Below are 15,029 nucleotides of genomic sequence, written 5' to 3' on the forward strand. Positions count from 1 at the left end.
GCCGACAAGATCGCGGCGGGCGGCATCAAGAAAGCATCAAGAAGGCGGCCCTGGACAGGTCGTTGCGATGCAGGGCACCCTGGTTTGGGATGGGTTGCAAGGCGCAAACCGCAGCCGGGTTGATCACCCGGCGAGGATTTGCTACGCCGCAGACCGCCCAAAGCAGGGATGCGCTGCGCGCGAACGGCCTGTTCAGGGTTGCCTAGCCAAGGCGAGCTGGGTGATGTCGATCCCACGCTCCCGCGCGATCGCCTCCAGCACTGGCAGCAGCGGCCCCAGCTTCTCGTCCAGCGCGTCGCGCACCGTGTCGACGACGACCTGCGTGCTGCGGTCGATCTCGATGTGGATGGCGTCGCCCATCACCTTGTCGCCGAACGTCGTCATGCGCAGCGTCTCGGGAATCAGCCAGACCTCGAACCAGCCCGAGCCGTCGCGCTCGCGCTGCGCCTCGGCCACGGTCAGGCTGCAACCGTTGACGCCGATATAGCCCTTGGCGAAGACATAACGCATCCACGGCGCGGGCACGGCGAAGCGGATGACGTGGTTGTTGTCGGGGCGGCGGATCTCGGCGATGCGGGCAGACACGTCGACATGGCCCGACAGCGGATGGCCGCCGATCTCGGCGCCGTCCCTGGCGGCGCGCTCGACGTTGAGCCCGGAGCCGACCTTCAGCCCGCCCAGCGTCGTCAGCTTCATCGTCTGGCCCATCACGTCGAACAGCGCCACGTCAGGCGCCGGCCGCTCGGTGACCGTCAGGCAGACGCCGTCGCAGGAGACGCTGGCACCGATGGCCAGCTCCTCGTCGAAACCGGTCGGCAACCTCAAAGCCAGCGTGTGCAGGCCCTCGCGGGCGTGGATGGAGTCAACCCGCGCCACGCCCTGGACGATGCCGGTGAACATCAGCGACTCTCCTTCTTGCTGGCAAACGCCTCGGGTGTGAAGCTCAGCGTCAGGCTGCCGTCTGCCCAGCGCACGACGGGGCGCTTGATGACGCTGGGCTCGGCCAGCATCAGCGCGGTGGCCGAGGCATCGTCGACGACAGCCGCCTTGGTGGCGTCGTCGAGCTTGCGCCAGGTGGTGCCGGCGCGATTGACCAGTTTGTCGCGCCCGAAGGCCTTCAGCCATTCGGGCAGCTGATCCGCAGGAACGCCCTGCTTCTTGAAGTCGTGGAAAGCGGTTTGCAGGCCTTGTTCGGCCAGCCAGGCGCGGGCGCGCTTGACGGTGTCGCAGTTGGGGATGCCGTAGACGGTGATCATGGGCGCCATGTTAAGTTGACGCCCATGATCGACTGGCTCGACGACGCGACCCTCGACTTCCCGCCCAGCCACCGGGCGCTCGGCCCCGAGACCGATGCGCCAGGCCTGCTCGCCGCCGGCGGCACGCTGACCCCCGAGCGGCTGCAGGCCGCCTACAGCCGCGGCATCTTTCCCTGGTATGGCCCCGGCCAGCCGCCGCTGTGGTGGGCGCCCGACCCGCGCATGGTGCTGCAGACGGCCGACTTCAAGCTGTCCCGGTCGTTGCGCAAGGCGGTGCAACGCTTTGCCGCCACACCCGGCTGCGAGATCCGCATCGACCACGACCGCAGCGCCGTGCTGCAAGCCTGCGCCAGCGCGCCGCGCGAGGGGCAGTCGGGCACCTGGATCGTGCCGGAGCTGCAGGCCGCTTACCTGGCCTGGCCGGCCATGCACAGCATCGAGACCTGGGTGGACGGAGAGCTGGCGGGCGGGCTCTATGGCGTCAATCTCGGCCGCATGTTCTATGGCGAATCCATGTTCATGCGCCGCACCGATGCCTCCAAGATCGCCCTGTGTGCGCTGGTCTGCCTGTGCCGCGAGTTCGGCATCCCGTGGATCGACTGCCAGCAGAACACCCCGCATCTGGCCTCGCTCGGCGCCGCCGAAGTACCGCGAAGCGTGTTCGAAGCCCATCTTGCCGCCCACGTGGGCGAACCCTCGCCGGGTGCGTGGACCTATCATCCGGACTACTGGCACCGGTTGCTGAATACGACGTGACTCATCCCAAAGAACTGCCCCTCGCGCAGATCCAGTTCTACGCCACGGCGGCCTACCCGTGCAGCTATGTGCAGGGCCGCCAGGCGCGCTCGCAGGTCGCCACCCCCAGCCACCTGATCCACGCCGACGCCTATTCCAACCTGGTCGCAGCGGGCTTTCGGCGCAGCGGCCTGTTCACCTACCGTCCCTACTGCGACCAGTGCCGCGCCTGCATTGCGCTGCGCGTGCCGGTGACCCGCTTCGAGCCCACCCGGTCACAGCGACGCGCCTGGAAGGCGCATCAACATCTGCAGGCTAAGGTCATGCGGCTGGGCTATTCGCCCGAGCATTACGCGCTTTACCTGCGCTACCAGGCCGGACGGCACAGCGGCGGCGGCATGGACCACGACAGCGTCGACCAGTACACGCAGTTCCTGCTCCAGTCGCGCATCAACTCGCGCCTGGTGGAGTTCCGCGAAACGATGCCCGACGGCAGCACGCCTTTGCGCATGGTGTCTATCCTCGACATCCTCAGCGACGGCCTGTCGGCGGTCTATACCTTCTACGACCCGGACGCGCCGGGCAGCTTCGGCACCTATGGCGTGCTTTGGCAAATCAGCCAGGCGCGCGAGCTCAAGCTGAGCCACCTTTACCTCGGCTACTGGATCGAGGAGAGCCCCAAGATGGCCTACAAGGCGAGCTTCAAGCCCTACCAGATCCTGCAGAACGGCGTCTGGGAAGACGCTGTTTAGCGCGGTTTAAACCAGCACTTCGGACACGGTCGGGTGCCCCAGAAAGCCTTCGGGGCTGGCGCTGCGCCCATAGGCACCGCTTTGGTAGACGACGGCCAGGTCGCCGATTTCTGCACGCGCCATGTCCATGCGGTCGGCCAGCAGGTCCAGCGGCGTGCACAGCGGGCCGACGACGCTGGCCGGCTCGGTGGCTGCTTCCTGGCGACCCTGAGGCTCGATGGACGCCGGGTAGTTCTTGCGCAGCACCTGGCCGAAGTTGCCCGAGGCCGACAGGTGATGGTGCAGGCCACCATCGGCCACCAGGAAGACCTGGCCGCGCGAAACCTTGCGGTCGACGATACGGCTGACATAGATGCCCGCCTCGCCGACAAAATAACGGCCCAGTTCGATGACCAGCTTGGCCTGCGGCAGATCGGCCTTGGCGCGCGCCTGCAGCGCGGCGAGGTTGTCAGCAATCGGCGCCAGTTCCAGCCGCGACTCGCCCGGGAAATAGGGAATGCCGAAGCCGCCGCCGAGGTTCAGGAACTTGACGGGCGACGGTGCACTCTCCGCCAGGCGCAGCGCCAGCTCATAGCTCTTGAGCTGCGCCTCGCAGATCGCCTCGGCCTTGAGGTTCTGGGAACCGGCAAACAGGTGGAATCCTTCAAAGGCGATGCCGTCGCCGCTCAGGCGACCGACCTCGGCCAGCACCTCGGGCAGCGCCTCGGCATCGATGCCGAACTGCTTGGGGCCACCGCTCATGCGCATGCCCGAGCCCTTGAGCTCGAAGTCGGGGTTGACGCGCAGGGCGACCCGCGCGGGCAGGCCCAAGCGCTGCGAGGCGCGCGCCAGCGGCGCCAGCTCGCGCACCGACTCGACATTGACGAGCACACCCGCCGCCACCGCCTGGCCCAGTTCGATGTCGCGCTTGCCTGGGCCGGCAAAGCTGATCTCGTGCGGGTCGGCGCCGCAGTTCAATGCGACCTGCAGTTCGCCGGCCGAGGCCACATCGATGCCATCCACCAGCCCGGCCATCAGCCCGACCAGCGCGGGCATCGGGTTGGCCTTCATGGCGTAGTGCAGCTCGATGCCCTGCGGCAGCGCCGCCCGCAGCTCGGCCACCCGCGCCTTAAGAAGCCCGCGGTCGTAGGCATAGAACGGCGTCTGCCCGACGCGCTCCGCCAGCACCGACAGGCGCTGGCCGCCGACCAGCAGCTCGCCGTTGGCGTCACGGGGGAAAAGCACGGGCGCATGCCCGAGGACGCGCTTGGTCGGGACGGATTCAGTCATGCAGGGTGGCGTTCCAGCCAGTCGGTCGAGAGGGTTTTGCGGTCGATCTTGCCATTGGGATTGCGCGGCAGCGGACCGGGGCGGGCATCGATGCCGTGGGGCACCATGTAGGCCGGCATGCGGGCCCTGCAGGCGGCGGTCAGCGCCGCCAGGTCCAGTTCGTTCGCGCCTTCGGGCGGCGTCGCGATGACCTGGATCGCCTGGCCCAGGGCGTCGTGGTAAACGCCGAAAGCGACGCATTCACCGACCAGGCCGGTGGCGTACAGGACCTCCTCGACCTCGGTCGGGCTGACGCGGTACCCCGAGGTCTTCATCATTTCGTCGCGGCGGCCGACGAAGTAGAGAAAGCCTTCAGCATCGCGCCTGACCGTGTCGCCCGAAAATACGGCGAACTCCGGCAGTTGCAGCCCGCCCTCGCGCCCGCCGACACCGATGGGCAGCGGCTTGTAGCGCTCGGCCGTCTTCTCGGCATCGTTCCAGTAGCCCAGGCCGACGAGGGCGCCGCGGTGCACCAGCTCGCCCGGTTCGTCCGGCGCGCATTCGCTGCCGTCCTCGCGCAGCACCAGGATCTCGGCGTTGGGAATCGCCTTGCCGATGGAGTCCGGCCGGCGGTCCACCTCCTCGGGCGGCAGATAGGTCGAGCGGAAGGCCTCGGTCAGCCCATACATCAGGAACGGCTTGGCCGACGGCACCTTGGCGCGCAGCAGGTCCAGCGTCGCGCGCGGCATGCGGCCGCCGGTGTTGGCGAAATAGCGCAGGTTGGCATCGATGGCGGCCGGCCATTCAAGCTGGGTCAGCTGGATGTAGAGCGGCGGCACGGCCGTCAGGCCCGTGACCTTCTCGCGCTCCATGGCCTTGAGCACGTCCTTGGGCAGCAGGTAGTTCAGCAGCACGACGCGGGCGCCGCTGTGAAAGGCCGTCGTCAACTGGCTGAAGCCGGCGTCGAAAGACAGCGGCAGCGCGGCCAGCAGCGTGTCGCTGGCGCGGTTCTCCAGATAGCTCGCCACGCTCTTGCCACCCGCCACCATGTTGCGGTGGGACAGCACCACGCCCTTGGGTCGGCCGGTCGAGCCCGAGGTGTAGAGGATGGCCGTCATGTCGGTGTCGATGACACGGTGGCCGGCGCGCGCAGGGCTTTGCAGCAGTGCCGCCCAGTCATGCACGGGCACCGGCGCCGATCCCGTGCCGCCGGTCAGCACCACATGGCGCAGCGACGGGCATTGCGTCAGCACATCGCCCAGCTGCGCCAGGCGCTCGGGCGAGGTGACCAGCACGCGCACGTCGCAGTCCTGCAGGATGAAGCCAACTTGTTCGGGCTTGAGCAGCGGGTTCAGCGGCACGAAGACACCGCCTGCCGCGGGGGCGCCGAAGCTCGCGATGACGGTCTCGAACCGCTTTTCAAGGTAGATGGCGATCCGCTCGCCGCGCGCCAAGCCCAGGGATATCAGGCCGCTCGCAAAGCCGGTTACGGCAGCGTCCAGCATCCCGTAGCTCAACGTCACACCCGAATAGGTCAATGCCGGGGCGTCGGGTGTGCGCTCGGCGGCAACGGCCACCAACTCGTTCAACAGGGTCGATTCGGGCATGAAGCGCGGCCGGCAGGACGTCAATAAGCGGGAAAAAAGTATCGCATGCGCCCCCGAGGCCAAGGGGTGGCAGCCCCGGAGGCGAGGGGTCAGCCCGCTAAACTGCGCGGCTGCATTTTTGGACGCCCGCGAATGGAAAAAGATCAGGTCCTCGGCCATGTGCTGGGGCTTCTCGACGATGTGCTGAGCCTGAACGGCCGCGCCCAGACCTTCAACCGGGATACTGCCCTGCTCGGCGCATTGCCGGAGCTGGACTCGATGGCCGTGGTCAGCCTGATCACCGCACTGGAAGAGCAGCTGGGCCTTGTCGTCGATGACGACGACATCGACGGCGACACCTTTGCCACCGTCGGCTCGCTGGCGGACTTCGTCGCCGCCCGCCTCGGTTGACCCCTCAAGCCGACGTCTTTTTCCTGCCCGCCGCTGACGGCGAGCAGCGGCTTTGCCTGTTCCACGCACCACCGGGCGTTGCACGCAGCAAGGTCCTCTACCTGCACCCGTTTGCAGAGGAAATGAACAAGTCGCGCCGCATGGCCGCCCTGGCCTGCCGCGCGCTGGCCGAGGCCGGACATGCCGTGCTGCAGATCGACCTGCGCGGCTGCGGTGATTCGTCGGCCGACTTTGGCGAAGCGAGCTGGGCCGACTGGCAGGCGGATGTGCGCCTGGCATTGGACTGCCTGGACAGCCGTGTTCCAGACGCCCCATTGTGGCTCTGGGGCCTGCGCGCCGGTTGCCTGCTGGCGGCGGCGGACTGGGGCCGGCCGGTCAACTACCTGTTCTGGCAACCCATGACGAGCGGCAAGCTGGCGCTGCAGCAGTTCCTGCGCCTCAAGCTGGCCGCCGAGATGGCCAGCGGTGCCAGCAAGGGTTTGATGGAGCAGATGAAGGCCGAGCTGGCCGCCGGCCGGGCGGTGGAGATCGCCGGCTACACCTTGGGCGGGGGGCTGGCCTCAGGATTGGAGGCTGCAAAGCTGAGCCCGGCAGGTCCCCCGGGCCGTGTCGAATGGCTGGAAGTCAGCACCCGCGAGGACGCCGCGCTGACGCCCGTGAGCGAGCAAGCCATCAAGGGCTGGCAGGACGCCGGTTGGGCGGTGCGGCCGCAGATCGTTCCAGGGCCGGGCTTCTGGGCCACCAGCGAGATCGAACTGGCGCCGGCGCTGATCAGCCGCACCGTGGAGGCGCTGGCATGAAGGAGTCGGTCCTTAGCTTCGTTTGTGACGGTACGCCGCTGGTGGGCATCCTGGCCGAACCATCCGACCGCGCGCCGGCTGACGTGGGCGTGCTGATCATCGTCGGCGGCCCGCAGTACCGCGCAGGCAGCCACCGCCAGTTCACGCTGCTGGCACGTCACCTCGCCGCCAACGGCTTCGCCGCGCTGCGCTTCGATTACCGCAGCATGGGCGACAGCCCCGGCGAGGCGCGCGACTTCCTCGGCGTCGACGCCGACATCGCCGCCGCCATCGCCGCCCTGCTCGCCGCCCGCCCTGCGCTCAAGCGCGTTGCGCTCTGGGGCCTGTGCGACGCCGCCTCGGCCGCCCTGCTCTACCTCGAATCGACCCGCGACCCCCGGGTGGCGGGCGTTGCCCTGCTCAACCCCTGGGTCCGGTCCGCCGCCACGCTGGCGCAGACCCATGTGAAGCACTACTACTGGCGCCGCCTGCGCGAGCCCGCGTTCTGGCTGAAGTTGCTGAAGGGCGGCGTCGGCAGCGCGGCCTTGCGCGGGCTGGCGAGCAACCTGCGGCTGGCGCGCGGCGCAGGCCAGAAGCCCGACTCCCGCAGCTTCCAGGACCGCATGGCGGAAGGGCTGCGCGGCTTCGACGGGCCGGCATTGTTGGTGCTGAGTGGCGATGACTACACTGCCAAGGAGTTCATCGAGCACAGCAGCAGCTCGCCAGTTTGGCGCACCTTGCTGCAGGCGCCCACATTGCAGACGCGCCCTTTGCCGGGCGCCGACCACACCCTGTCAAATTCCACGCATCGCCAAGATACCGAGGCACAGACGCTGACATGGCTAAAGAACATTTGCGCACTGGATTGACTTGGGCTGTAGCCGCGCTGGCGGTTACAGGTTTCGCGGGCGTCGCAGGCGCACAACCGACCGGCGAGCCTCCCTGTGGCTCCCTGCAGTTTCATTACGGCCCGTTCGACTTCCGCCGCACAACGCCCTACTCCCGTCAGATTGTGGAGCGCGCCCATTTCACACACGGTGTCGAAACCCTGACCAAGGGCATGACGGGGCCTTTCGGCGGCGACATCGCGTACACGCTGAACGCGTATCCGAACCACCCCAGAGCATTGGCAGCGATGGAAAGGCTGGCCGAGAAGGAGAAGAAGGACCCGCCAACCAGTTCCGTCTATACCGTCGCCTGCCTGTACGAGCGGGCGCTGCGCTTCCAGCCCGACGACCATGTCGTTCGCATGCTTTTCTCGAACTACTTGTTCAAGCGTGGCAAGGACGACGAGGCGCGCAGGCATCTCGACTATGTGGTTAGCACTACATCAGACAACCCAATAGCGCAGTTCAATGCGGGCATGCTCTACATCGACATGAAGGTGTACGACAAGGCCCTTGAGCAGGCGCACAAGGTGATGGCCATGGGGTTTGATCGGCCCGAGCTGAAGAACCGGCTGGCCGCAGTGGGTCAATGGGTCGAACCACCTGCCGCCGCCGCAAGCTCGGTCAGTGATCCTCAGCCCACTCCGGCCTCGGCAGCCAGCCGCTGACCGATGCAGCCGCTGCTTGCGCAGTTGCCCGCCGTCAGCGTCGTCGTACCCTGCTTCAACGCAGAGCGCTACATCGCGGTGACGTTGAGCGCCATCCAGGCGCAGTTACCGGCAGGGTCGGAAATCATTGTCATTGACGATGGCTCGACTGACAGCTCCGCCGCACGGGTGCGGGCCGAATTCACCGATGTCCGCCTGATCACGCGCCCCAATGCCGGCGTGGCTGCAGCGCGCAACGCCGGCATTGCAGCGGCCACGCGCGACTGGATCGCCTTCTGCGACGCCGACGATGTCTGGCTGCCCGGCAAGCTGGCCGCCCAGTTCGCAGCCGTGGCCGCCAACCCGGGTTGCCGCATGAGCTATACGGCTTGGCAGGTTTGGTTCAGCAGCGAGCCCGAGCCCGCCACGGCCGAGGTCGCGGCGCTGGCCGGCGTCGAGCGGCCGGGTGCCAGCGGCTGGATCTATCCCGAGCTGCTGCTGGACTGCGTGGTGTGGACAAGCACCGTGCTGGCGCAGCGCAGCGTGTTCGACGAGGTCGGCGTGTTCGATACCGGCCTGCGCATCGGCGAGGACTACGACCTGTGGCTGCGCGCTTCGCGCGTCACCCGCATCGAGCGCGTGCCACGGCCGCTGGCCCTCTATCGCCAGCATCCGGCCAGCATCACGCGCAGCGCACCGCGCGACAACTACCGGGGCCGCGTGGTGCAAAAAGCGCTCGATACCTGGGGCCTGACCGGACCGGATGGCCGCAGCGCGGACGCCGCTGCCGTACGAGCCGTACTGGCCGGCAGCTGGAGCGAGTTCGCCTACACCCAGCTTGGAGCCGGTCAGCGCAGCGCTGCCCGGCGCAGCATCGGCCAGGCCTTCGCGGTCGACCCGCTGCACTTGGCCGGCTGGAAGCTCTGGTTACGCTCCCTGCTGCCTTGAAAGCACTTCACGGTAGACGGCGAAGTGAGCCTCGACGCTGCGCCGCCAGGAGAACTGCCGGGCCCATGCCATGCCTCTTGCAGCCAACTCGCCACGCGCATCCGGCGCCAGCGCGAGCACCTCGCAAAGCGCAGCTTCCCAAGCAGCGAAATCGTCGGCGGGCACGGCCCAGGCCAGCGGACCGACGAGGTCGACCAAGCTGCTGACGGGGCTGAACAGGATGGGCGTGCCGGCGGCCTGGGCCTCCACGGCCGGGAAGCCGAAACCCTCGTACAACGTCGGATAGACCGCCGCAGTCGCCCCGCGATACAAGGCCACCAGTTCGGCGTCTTCAATGAAGGGCGCAAAGTGCACCCGGCCGCGCAGCACTTCGGGCAGCGTCTCGGGCGCTGGCGCTGTGCCAGCGCCAAAGCCGCAGGCGACCAGATGCAGGTCACCGCGGTCGCTACGTGCCAGCAGATCCAGCGCCCAGCCGAAACGTTTGCGAGGCTGGGCCCCGCCAAGGTAGAGCAGATAGGGCGCGCCGGCCAGTGCCTGTCGAAGCACGGGCGGCACAGGCATGCTCTCCGGCTGGAAGAAGTCGTCGCCGATGCCATGCGGGATGACGGTCAGGCGGTCGGTCAGGAAGGGCCAGCGCTGCGCGATGTCGCGCCGCGAGGAGCCGCTGATCGTGATGACATGGGCGCAGCGGCGCAGCGCCATGGTCTGCACATCCTGCAGGTAGCGATGCTGGGGCGTGCCGGGGCCGGCCTCTTCGAACATCACCGTGTCGTGAATCGTGACGATGCTGGGCACCGGCTGCCAGACGGGCAGCGTGTTCTCGGCGCCATGCAGCAACTGCAAGCCGGCGCGGCGCAGGCGCAGCGGCAGGCCGAGCTGCTCCCAAAGATGAAAACGGTCGCCGCGGAACTCGAAGACCTCGGCCCGCCCCTGCATGTCGGTCGGTACGCGGAACGGCTGCGCGGGGTTGTGCCCGAAGGCGGTCCAGCGGACATCGTCGGCCGTATGCGTGTTTTTCAGCAGTTCCTGCACATAGCGGCCGGTGCCGCGCAGATGCGGCGCGTTCAAGGTCCGGGCAATGAGACCGATGTTCAGGGTCATGTCGAACGGGCGGCGCGCGCGCCTAAGTGGTCGGCCAGGCGCAGGGCCAGGGCGGCGATGGTCAGGCCGGTGTTGGCAATGCCACTGGCGGGGATGGCCGAGCCGTCGCAAACATAGAGGTTGGCCAGACCGTGGACAAGGCCGTCGCCGTCACAGACACCGGTCTGGGCATTGGCGGACAGCCGCGCCGTGCCGGAGTGGTGGGCGCCGGTGTAGAGCTGCTCGAACCAGTTCGGGAAGACGCGCGACGATGTGATGACGGGGCCCATCGCCGCGAAGACATCGTCGATGGAGGCTCGCAGCTCGGCGCGAAAGGCGTCGCTGATGACCCAGTTGCGGATGCGCACCTCCTGCCCCGTCGCCGCATCGACCTCGCTCCAGACCGCCAGCTCTGGCTGGGCGGGCGTCTGTGCGCACATCACCAGCGTGTAGTGCCGGGTCGGCAGCCGGATGCCAAACTTGAAAGACAGGATGTCGAGCACGTCGTCCCAGTGCGAGAGCAGCTTGACGTAGTTCAGCGGGTTCCAGGGGTTGCGGCGTAGCAGGTTGAGCACGCTGCCGACGCGCTCGCGACGGCTTGCACGGTAGTAGGTGGCAGCCGGCCGCAATTGGAAGGAGATGTGCATGCCCTTGCGCACGACGACCAACGGCAGGCGCAGGTTGCCGTCGGTGCCGGGGACCTGGTAATTCCAAAGTCGGTACAGCGGTACCGCCACCTGGACTTCGCCGACGAAGCCCATGGGATGGTCCTCGTAGTGGCATCCCGCGTGGTCCAGTGCCGGCAGCGGATGATGGCGCGCCAGCTTCTGCAGCAGCACCGGCGTTCCCAGGCCGCCGGCCGCAAGCACGACCACATCGGCAGCCACACGGCCCGCAGCACCTGCAAGCGTCACTGCGGTCACCCGTCCGCCCTCGTCCAGCTCGAAGCCGTTCACGTCCCCGCGGACCACCGCCACCCGGCCAGCCAATTCGAGCGACGTCCAAAGGTTGCGCGGCCAGCGCGGGTAGTAGAGGCCGGGCAGCCGCGCCTCCGGCATGCCGAGTGCCCGGTAGCGGCAGCGCAGGTCCTCGATCGCCGCGCGGACCTTGGACAACGGCAGCCCCGACAGCAGCGGGAAGGCCTGCTCGTAATAGGGGTCGAGCACTGTCTTCGGCCAGGGCCAGTGAGCCTCGAACACGTCGGGGTCGATCTCGATGAGGCCGTTGTGCCAGAGCTGCGTCGAGCCTCCCAGACCGGCGCCGGTGTGGGGCTCGGTGACGGCCGGCAGACCGACATCACGCAGCGGAAAACGCGGGTCCTCGACGGATTCACCTCGTTCGACAAGGGTGACCTCGTGCGTGGCCAGCAACGCATGCGCCAGCATGCAGCCGCCGAGTCCTGCACCCACGATGACGGCGCGCGGCCGCGTCATGCGTGCACGCCCAGCCGGCCTTGGTTGCGCAGCCAGTCATGTGTCAGCGCCACGCCGCGGGCGAAATCCACCTGAGGCGCCCAGCCGAGCAGCCGCTTGGCCTTGTCGTTCGTGAACGCAACCGGAAAGGTTTCACGCAGCACGCGGCCCTCGGGCGGCCAGGGTGACACCGGTGGCCGCCAGCCCGCCAGCCGCTTGAGCTTGAGCCGGATGCGATCCGTCAGCCCCGTCACCACCAGCGGCGGATGGGCTCGCCACCAAGCCAGCGCCGCTGCGGCGTCGAGGTCGTCGAAGCGAGGCTGCGGTTGGACCATGGCCGCAAAGGTGCGGATGAACTCGCCCCACGTGATGGGCTGATCGGCATTGATGAACATGGCCTGGCCCAGCGCCTCTGGACGCCACAGTGCCGCGGCGATGGCGTCGCAGACATCGTCCACGAAGACCGCGTTACAGATGCCCGTACCCCCGTCAAACATCGTGACGACCCCACTGAGCGCCTGATCGATCACCTGCAGCTCGAAATGACCGCCAAGCCCGTAGACCACGGTAGGCCGCAGGATCACGACGGCCAGGTCGCCGCGGTCGTGGGACGCCTGCACGATCTCTTCCTGCTCGGCCTTGGAGTCGGAGTACTCGTGGTTGTAGCGGCCGATGATGGCCGTTTCTTCGCGAGCAGCCTCCGTGCCCGGCACGGGGCCATGGACCGACATGGTGCTGATGTACACGAAGCGCTTAACGCCCGCCGCCGTGGCGGCCTTGACCAGGTTGCGCGTGGCCTGCGGGCCATGGTCACCATGGGCCAAATGCACAACGGCATCACAACCCTGCAGCGCCTGATCCAGCCGCGGCGCATCCAGGAGGTCGGCCACCTTCGGCGCTATTCGATGCGCGGGCCAGGCCGCGGCGGTTGAGGCGCTGCGCAGCAGCGCCACGTAGGGCTGCATGCCTGCTTCGTCAAAGCGCGCGCAGAGCCTCCTGCCAATGAAGCCGCTAGCGCCCGTGATCAGGCAGCGCCCGGGACGTGCGAGTGAAGAAGTCATGGGGGTCAATGGGTCCGGAAACGGCGCGCGGTACTTGGCCTGGCCGGGCGGCGCGGATGATAAGCGAGCACCTTTGCAGCCGAAGTGCTCCGACTCGCGCAATCGCGGGGTCACGCCCCGTGGCCGCAGCACTACACTGCGCCGCCCGTCGACATGCCGCCTCAACGCCTTGCACTCACGCCGGGCATCAGACCATGTCCCAAGCCATCGCCGTCATCATCTGCACCTGGAACCGCGCCGCCGTGCTCGCGGAGTCCTTGGCGAGCTTGGCGCGCGTGCGTCCGCCGGTTGGCACTCTGGTCGAAGTGCTGGTGGTGGACAACAACTCGAAAGACGACACGCAGGCAACGCTGAAAGCGCTCCAAGGAGGCTGGCCGCTCGGTCGCCTGCATGCGCTGTCAGAACCTCGTCAGGGCAAGCAGTTCGCACTGAACACCGGCATTGCGCGCGCCCGCGAGCTGGGCTGCAACTGGCTCGCGTTCAGCGACGACGACATCGTCTTTCCGCCGGACTGGCTCGAACAGGCCGACGCGGCGCTCTCGCCGGGCGAGGTGATGCTGATCGGCGGACGGACGGAGCTGCTGTGGCCGAACGGCGGTCCGCCGGCCTGGTATCACGACACGATGTCGGCTGTCGTGGGCGGCATCGACCTTGGGCCGCAGCGCTTGCAGCCGCCGCCGCCCACCTATGCACCTGCAGGCGCGAACCTGGTCGCCCGTGCCGAGCTCTTCGAGCGAGTGGGCGGCTTTGCCGAGACGCACTTCCGCCACATGGATTTCGAGTTCGGCCAACGCTGCCTTGAGCGCGGTGAGGTAGTGGCTTACGAGCCGCGCCTGGTCGTGACCGCACCGGTCGAAGCAGCCATCCTGACGCACCGCTACTTCCGCCGCTGGTCTTTCAAGGCGGGGATCTCACCTTGGCAGCAGATGGACACCCGGGTGCGTCATTTCGCCTGGGTACCCTTGTGGTTGTACCGTCAGTTGGCGCAGGATGCGCTGCAATGGATGGTGGCGCCGCTGCGGGGCGACTCCGCTGCTGCGCGTTTCGCGCGCGAGCTTCGGCTGTACAGGGCCTGGGGCACCATCTCGAGTCGCTGGATGTCTCGACTGCGCCCTGCCGCCTATCCCGCCTGGGTAGAGCGTCGATCACAGAAACGCTTGAACGTCTATTGAAGATGCCCGTTGTCCTGCTTCCGCACCCGCCCAACGGCAACATCTATATCCGCGAACTCGGCCGCGCCTACGCAGCGCTGGGCTGGACGCCGATTTACGGGGCCGAGAACCTGCTGGAAGGCAATCTTCGCCCCGACCTCTTGCACCTGCATTGGCCTGAAGAGTTCTACCGCTGGCGCGGCGAAGGCAGCTTGACAGCTCGGGCGGAGCACTTCCTGATGCGGCTTCATGCTCTGCGCGAGACCGGCGTTCGGATGATCTGGACGGTCCACAACCTCGCCCCGCACGACGTTGCCGACGCCAGCGTGGATGCTCAGGTGTATCGAGCAGTCATCGACTCCGTCGACGCCATCCACCATCACTGCAACTGCTCCATCCAAGCCCTGGCGGACCGCTACGCCATCCCTGCGGCGTTGCCGCGGTTCGTACGGCCGCACGGACATTATTTTTCGTACCCTAACGACGTCGGCCGGGAAGCCGCCAGGTGCGAACTGGGTATCCCGCTCGATGCCCGGGTTTTCCTTCAGTTTGGTCAGATTCGCGGCTACAAGGGGCTTGGCCTGCTGCTCAAAGCCTTTGACGGGCTCGAACTCCCTCGGAAGTTTCTCCTTGTCGCCGGCCTTTACAACCCGCCGACCGGACCAGGTGCCTGGCGCGAGCGGGCTCGCCTCGCCTGGCGGAAGCGCACGGATAAACGCCTGCTGGTCCACGGCCGCGCCATCGACTCTGATCGCATCCAGGTCTACATGAACGCCGCGGACTGCGTGGTGCTCAGCCACACCGCCGGGCTGAACTCCGGTGTGGCGGTGCTGGGCATGAGCTTCGGGCGCAGCGTCATCGGACCGCGCCTAGGCTGCATAGGCGAGACCCTGGGTGAAGAGAACAATTTCACTTATCCAGCCGGCGATGTCGCCGCATTGAAGGACGCCATGCTTGCCGCGGCACAAAGCCCCAACCTGCCGGCTCGGGGCGAAAGCAACCGCCGCATCTGCGAGTCATGGCAATGGACTGCCATTGCCGCAGCCGCGCTGGACGCCGCCGAATTGAGTGGCTGA

The 15,029-nt window shown here is 67.5% G+C and carries 16 protein-coding genes; 9 read left to right on the forward strand and 7 right to left on the reverse strand.

From position 1 onward, the window contains the following. Positions 1-192: 192 nt before the first annotated feature. Together ASC81_RS22825 and ASC81_RS22830 are read right to left on the reverse strand one after the other, a co-directional pair. Positions 193-900: a riboflavin synthase gene (locus ASC81_RS22825; protein WP_056272580.1), complete on the reverse strand. Its 708-nt coding sequence runs from the start codon at positions 898-900 to the stop codon at positions 193-195. Continuing rightward, positions 900-1,265, reverse strand: a complete 366-nt coding sequence (locus ASC81_RS22830) for an arsenate reductase (protein WP_056272581.1) — start codon at positions 1,263-1,265, stop codon at positions 900-902. Before ASC81_RS22830 ends, ASC81_RS22825 begins: the two co-directional genes overlap by 1 nt. A gap of 15 nt (positions 1,266-1,280) precedes the next feature. On the opposite strand from ASC81_RS22830, the gene ASC81_RS22835 reads away from it, so the two are divergent. Together ASC81_RS22835 and ASC81_RS22840 are read left to right on the forward strand one after the other, a co-directional pair. Next, the gene (locus ASC81_RS22835; RefSeq protein ID WP_056272584.1) at positions 1,281-2,012 is read left to right on the forward strand and encodes a leucyl/phenylalanyl-tRNA--protein transferase; all 732 of its coding nucleotides are present in this window, start codon (positions 1,281-1,283) and stop codon (positions 2,010-2,012) included. Next, on the forward strand, positions 2,009-2,743 hold the full coding sequence (locus ASC81_RS22840) for an arginyltransferase (protein ID WP_056272586.1): 735 nt from the start codon (positions 2,009-2,011) through the stop codon (positions 2,741-2,743). Before ASC81_RS22835 ends, ASC81_RS22840 begins: the two co-directional genes overlap by 4 nt. 6 nt (positions 2,744-2,749) lie before the next feature. On the opposite strand, the gene ASC81_RS22845 is transcribed toward ASC81_RS22840, so the two are convergent. Both ASC81_RS22845 and ASC81_RS22850 read right to left on the reverse strand, forming a co-directional pair. Beyond that, on the reverse strand, positions 2,750-4,012 hold the full coding sequence (locus ASC81_RS22845) for a pyridoxal-dependent decarboxylase, exosortase A system-associated (RefSeq protein WP_082536750.1): 1,263 nt from the start codon (positions 4,010-4,012) through the stop codon (positions 2,750-2,752). Next, positions 4,009-5,598: an acyl-CoA ligase (AMP-forming), exosortase A system-associated gene (locus ASC81_RS22850; RefSeq protein WP_056272588.1), complete on the reverse strand. Its 1,590-nt coding sequence runs from the start codon at positions 5,596-5,598 to the stop codon at positions 4,009-4,011. Before ASC81_RS22850 ends, ASC81_RS22845 begins: the two co-directional genes overlap by 4 nt. Before the next feature lie 132 nt (positions 5,599-5,730). On the opposite strand from ASC81_RS22850, the gene ASC81_RS22855 reads away from it, so the two are divergent. Genes ASC81_RS22855 through ASC81_RS22875 form a run of 5 tightly spaced genes read left to right on the forward strand, consistent with a single transcriptional unit; the run spans position 5,731 to position 9,249 of the window. Continuing rightward, entirely contained in the window at positions 5,731-5,988 is a 258-nt protein-coding gene (locus ASC81_RS22855; RefSeq protein ID WP_056272591.1) for an acyl carrier protein, read from the forward strand. Beyond that, positions 5,985-6,788, forward strand: coding sequence for a hydrolase 2, exosortase A system-associated (locus ASC81_RS22860; protein ID WP_056272596.1), 804 nt, complete (start codon positions 5,985-5,987; stop codon positions 6,786-6,788). The genes ASC81_RS22855 and ASC81_RS22860 overlap by 4 nt, the downstream gene beginning before the upstream one ends. Beyond that, positions 6,785-7,636: a hydrolase 1, exosortase A system-associated gene (locus ASC81_RS22865; protein WP_056272599.1), complete on the forward strand. Its 852-nt coding sequence runs from the start codon at positions 6,785-6,787 to the stop codon at positions 7,634-7,636. The genes ASC81_RS22860 and ASC81_RS22865 overlap by 4 nt, the downstream gene beginning before the upstream one ends. Further along, entirely contained in the window at positions 7,606-8,322 is a 717-nt protein-coding gene (locus tag ASC81_RS22870; RefSeq protein ID WP_156392376.1) for a M48 family metallopeptidase, read from the forward strand. The genes ASC81_RS22865 and ASC81_RS22870 overlap by 31 nt, the downstream gene beginning before the upstream one ends. Positions 8,323-8,325: 3 nt before the next feature. After that, the gene (locus ASC81_RS22875; RefSeq protein WP_056272603.1) at positions 8,326-9,249 is read left to right on the forward strand and encodes a glycosyltransferase; all 924 of its coding nucleotides are present in this window, start codon (positions 8,326-8,328) and stop codon (positions 9,247-9,249) included. Here ASC81_RS22875 and ASC81_RS22880 read toward each other — a convergent pair. The 3 genes from ASC81_RS22880 to ASC81_RS22890 are packed head-to-tail and all read right to left on the reverse strand — an operon-like array spanning position 9,229 to position 12,802. Further along, positions 9,229-10,350 (reverse strand): glycosyltransferase family 1 protein, encoded by a 1,122-nt coding sequence (locus ASC81_RS22880; protein ID WP_056272605.1) that lies wholly within the window; start codon positions 10,348-10,350, stop codon positions 9,229-9,231. The genes ASC81_RS22875 and ASC81_RS22880 overlap by 21 nt on opposite strands. Beyond that, positions 10,347-11,762: a GMC oxidoreductase gene (locus tag ASC81_RS22885; RefSeq protein ID WP_056272608.1), complete on the reverse strand. Its 1,416-nt coding sequence runs from the start codon at positions 11,760-11,762 to the stop codon at positions 10,347-10,349. Before ASC81_RS22885 ends, ASC81_RS22880 begins: the two co-directional genes overlap by 4 nt. Then, entirely contained in the window at positions 11,759-12,802 is a 1,044-nt protein-coding gene (locus ASC81_RS22890; RefSeq protein ID WP_082536751.1) for an NAD(P)-dependent oxidoreductase, read from the reverse strand. The genes ASC81_RS22885 and ASC81_RS22890 overlap by 4 nt, the downstream gene beginning before the upstream one ends. A gap of 194 nt (positions 12,803-12,996) precedes the next feature. Between ASC81_RS22890 and ASC81_RS22895 the strand changes: the two genes are divergently transcribed. Together ASC81_RS22895 and ASC81_RS27225 are read left to right on the forward strand one after the other, a co-directional pair. Next, on the forward strand, positions 12,997-13,974 hold the full coding sequence (locus ASC81_RS22895; protein ID WP_056272613.1) for a glycosyltransferase family 2 protein: 978 nt from the start codon (positions 12,997-12,999) through the stop codon (positions 13,972-13,974). A gap of 2 nt (positions 13,975-13,976) precedes the next feature. Next, on the forward strand, positions 13,977-15,029 hold the full coding sequence (locus tag ASC81_RS27225) for a glycosyltransferase (protein WP_056272616.1): 1,053 nt from the start codon (positions 13,977-13,979) through the stop codon (positions 15,027-15,029).

The sequence above is a fragment of the Pelomonas sp. Root405 genome (assembly GCF_001425165.1).
Taxonomy (GTDB): domain Bacteria; phylum Pseudomonadota; class Gammaproteobacteria; order Burkholderiales; family Burkholderiaceae_C; genus Pelomonas.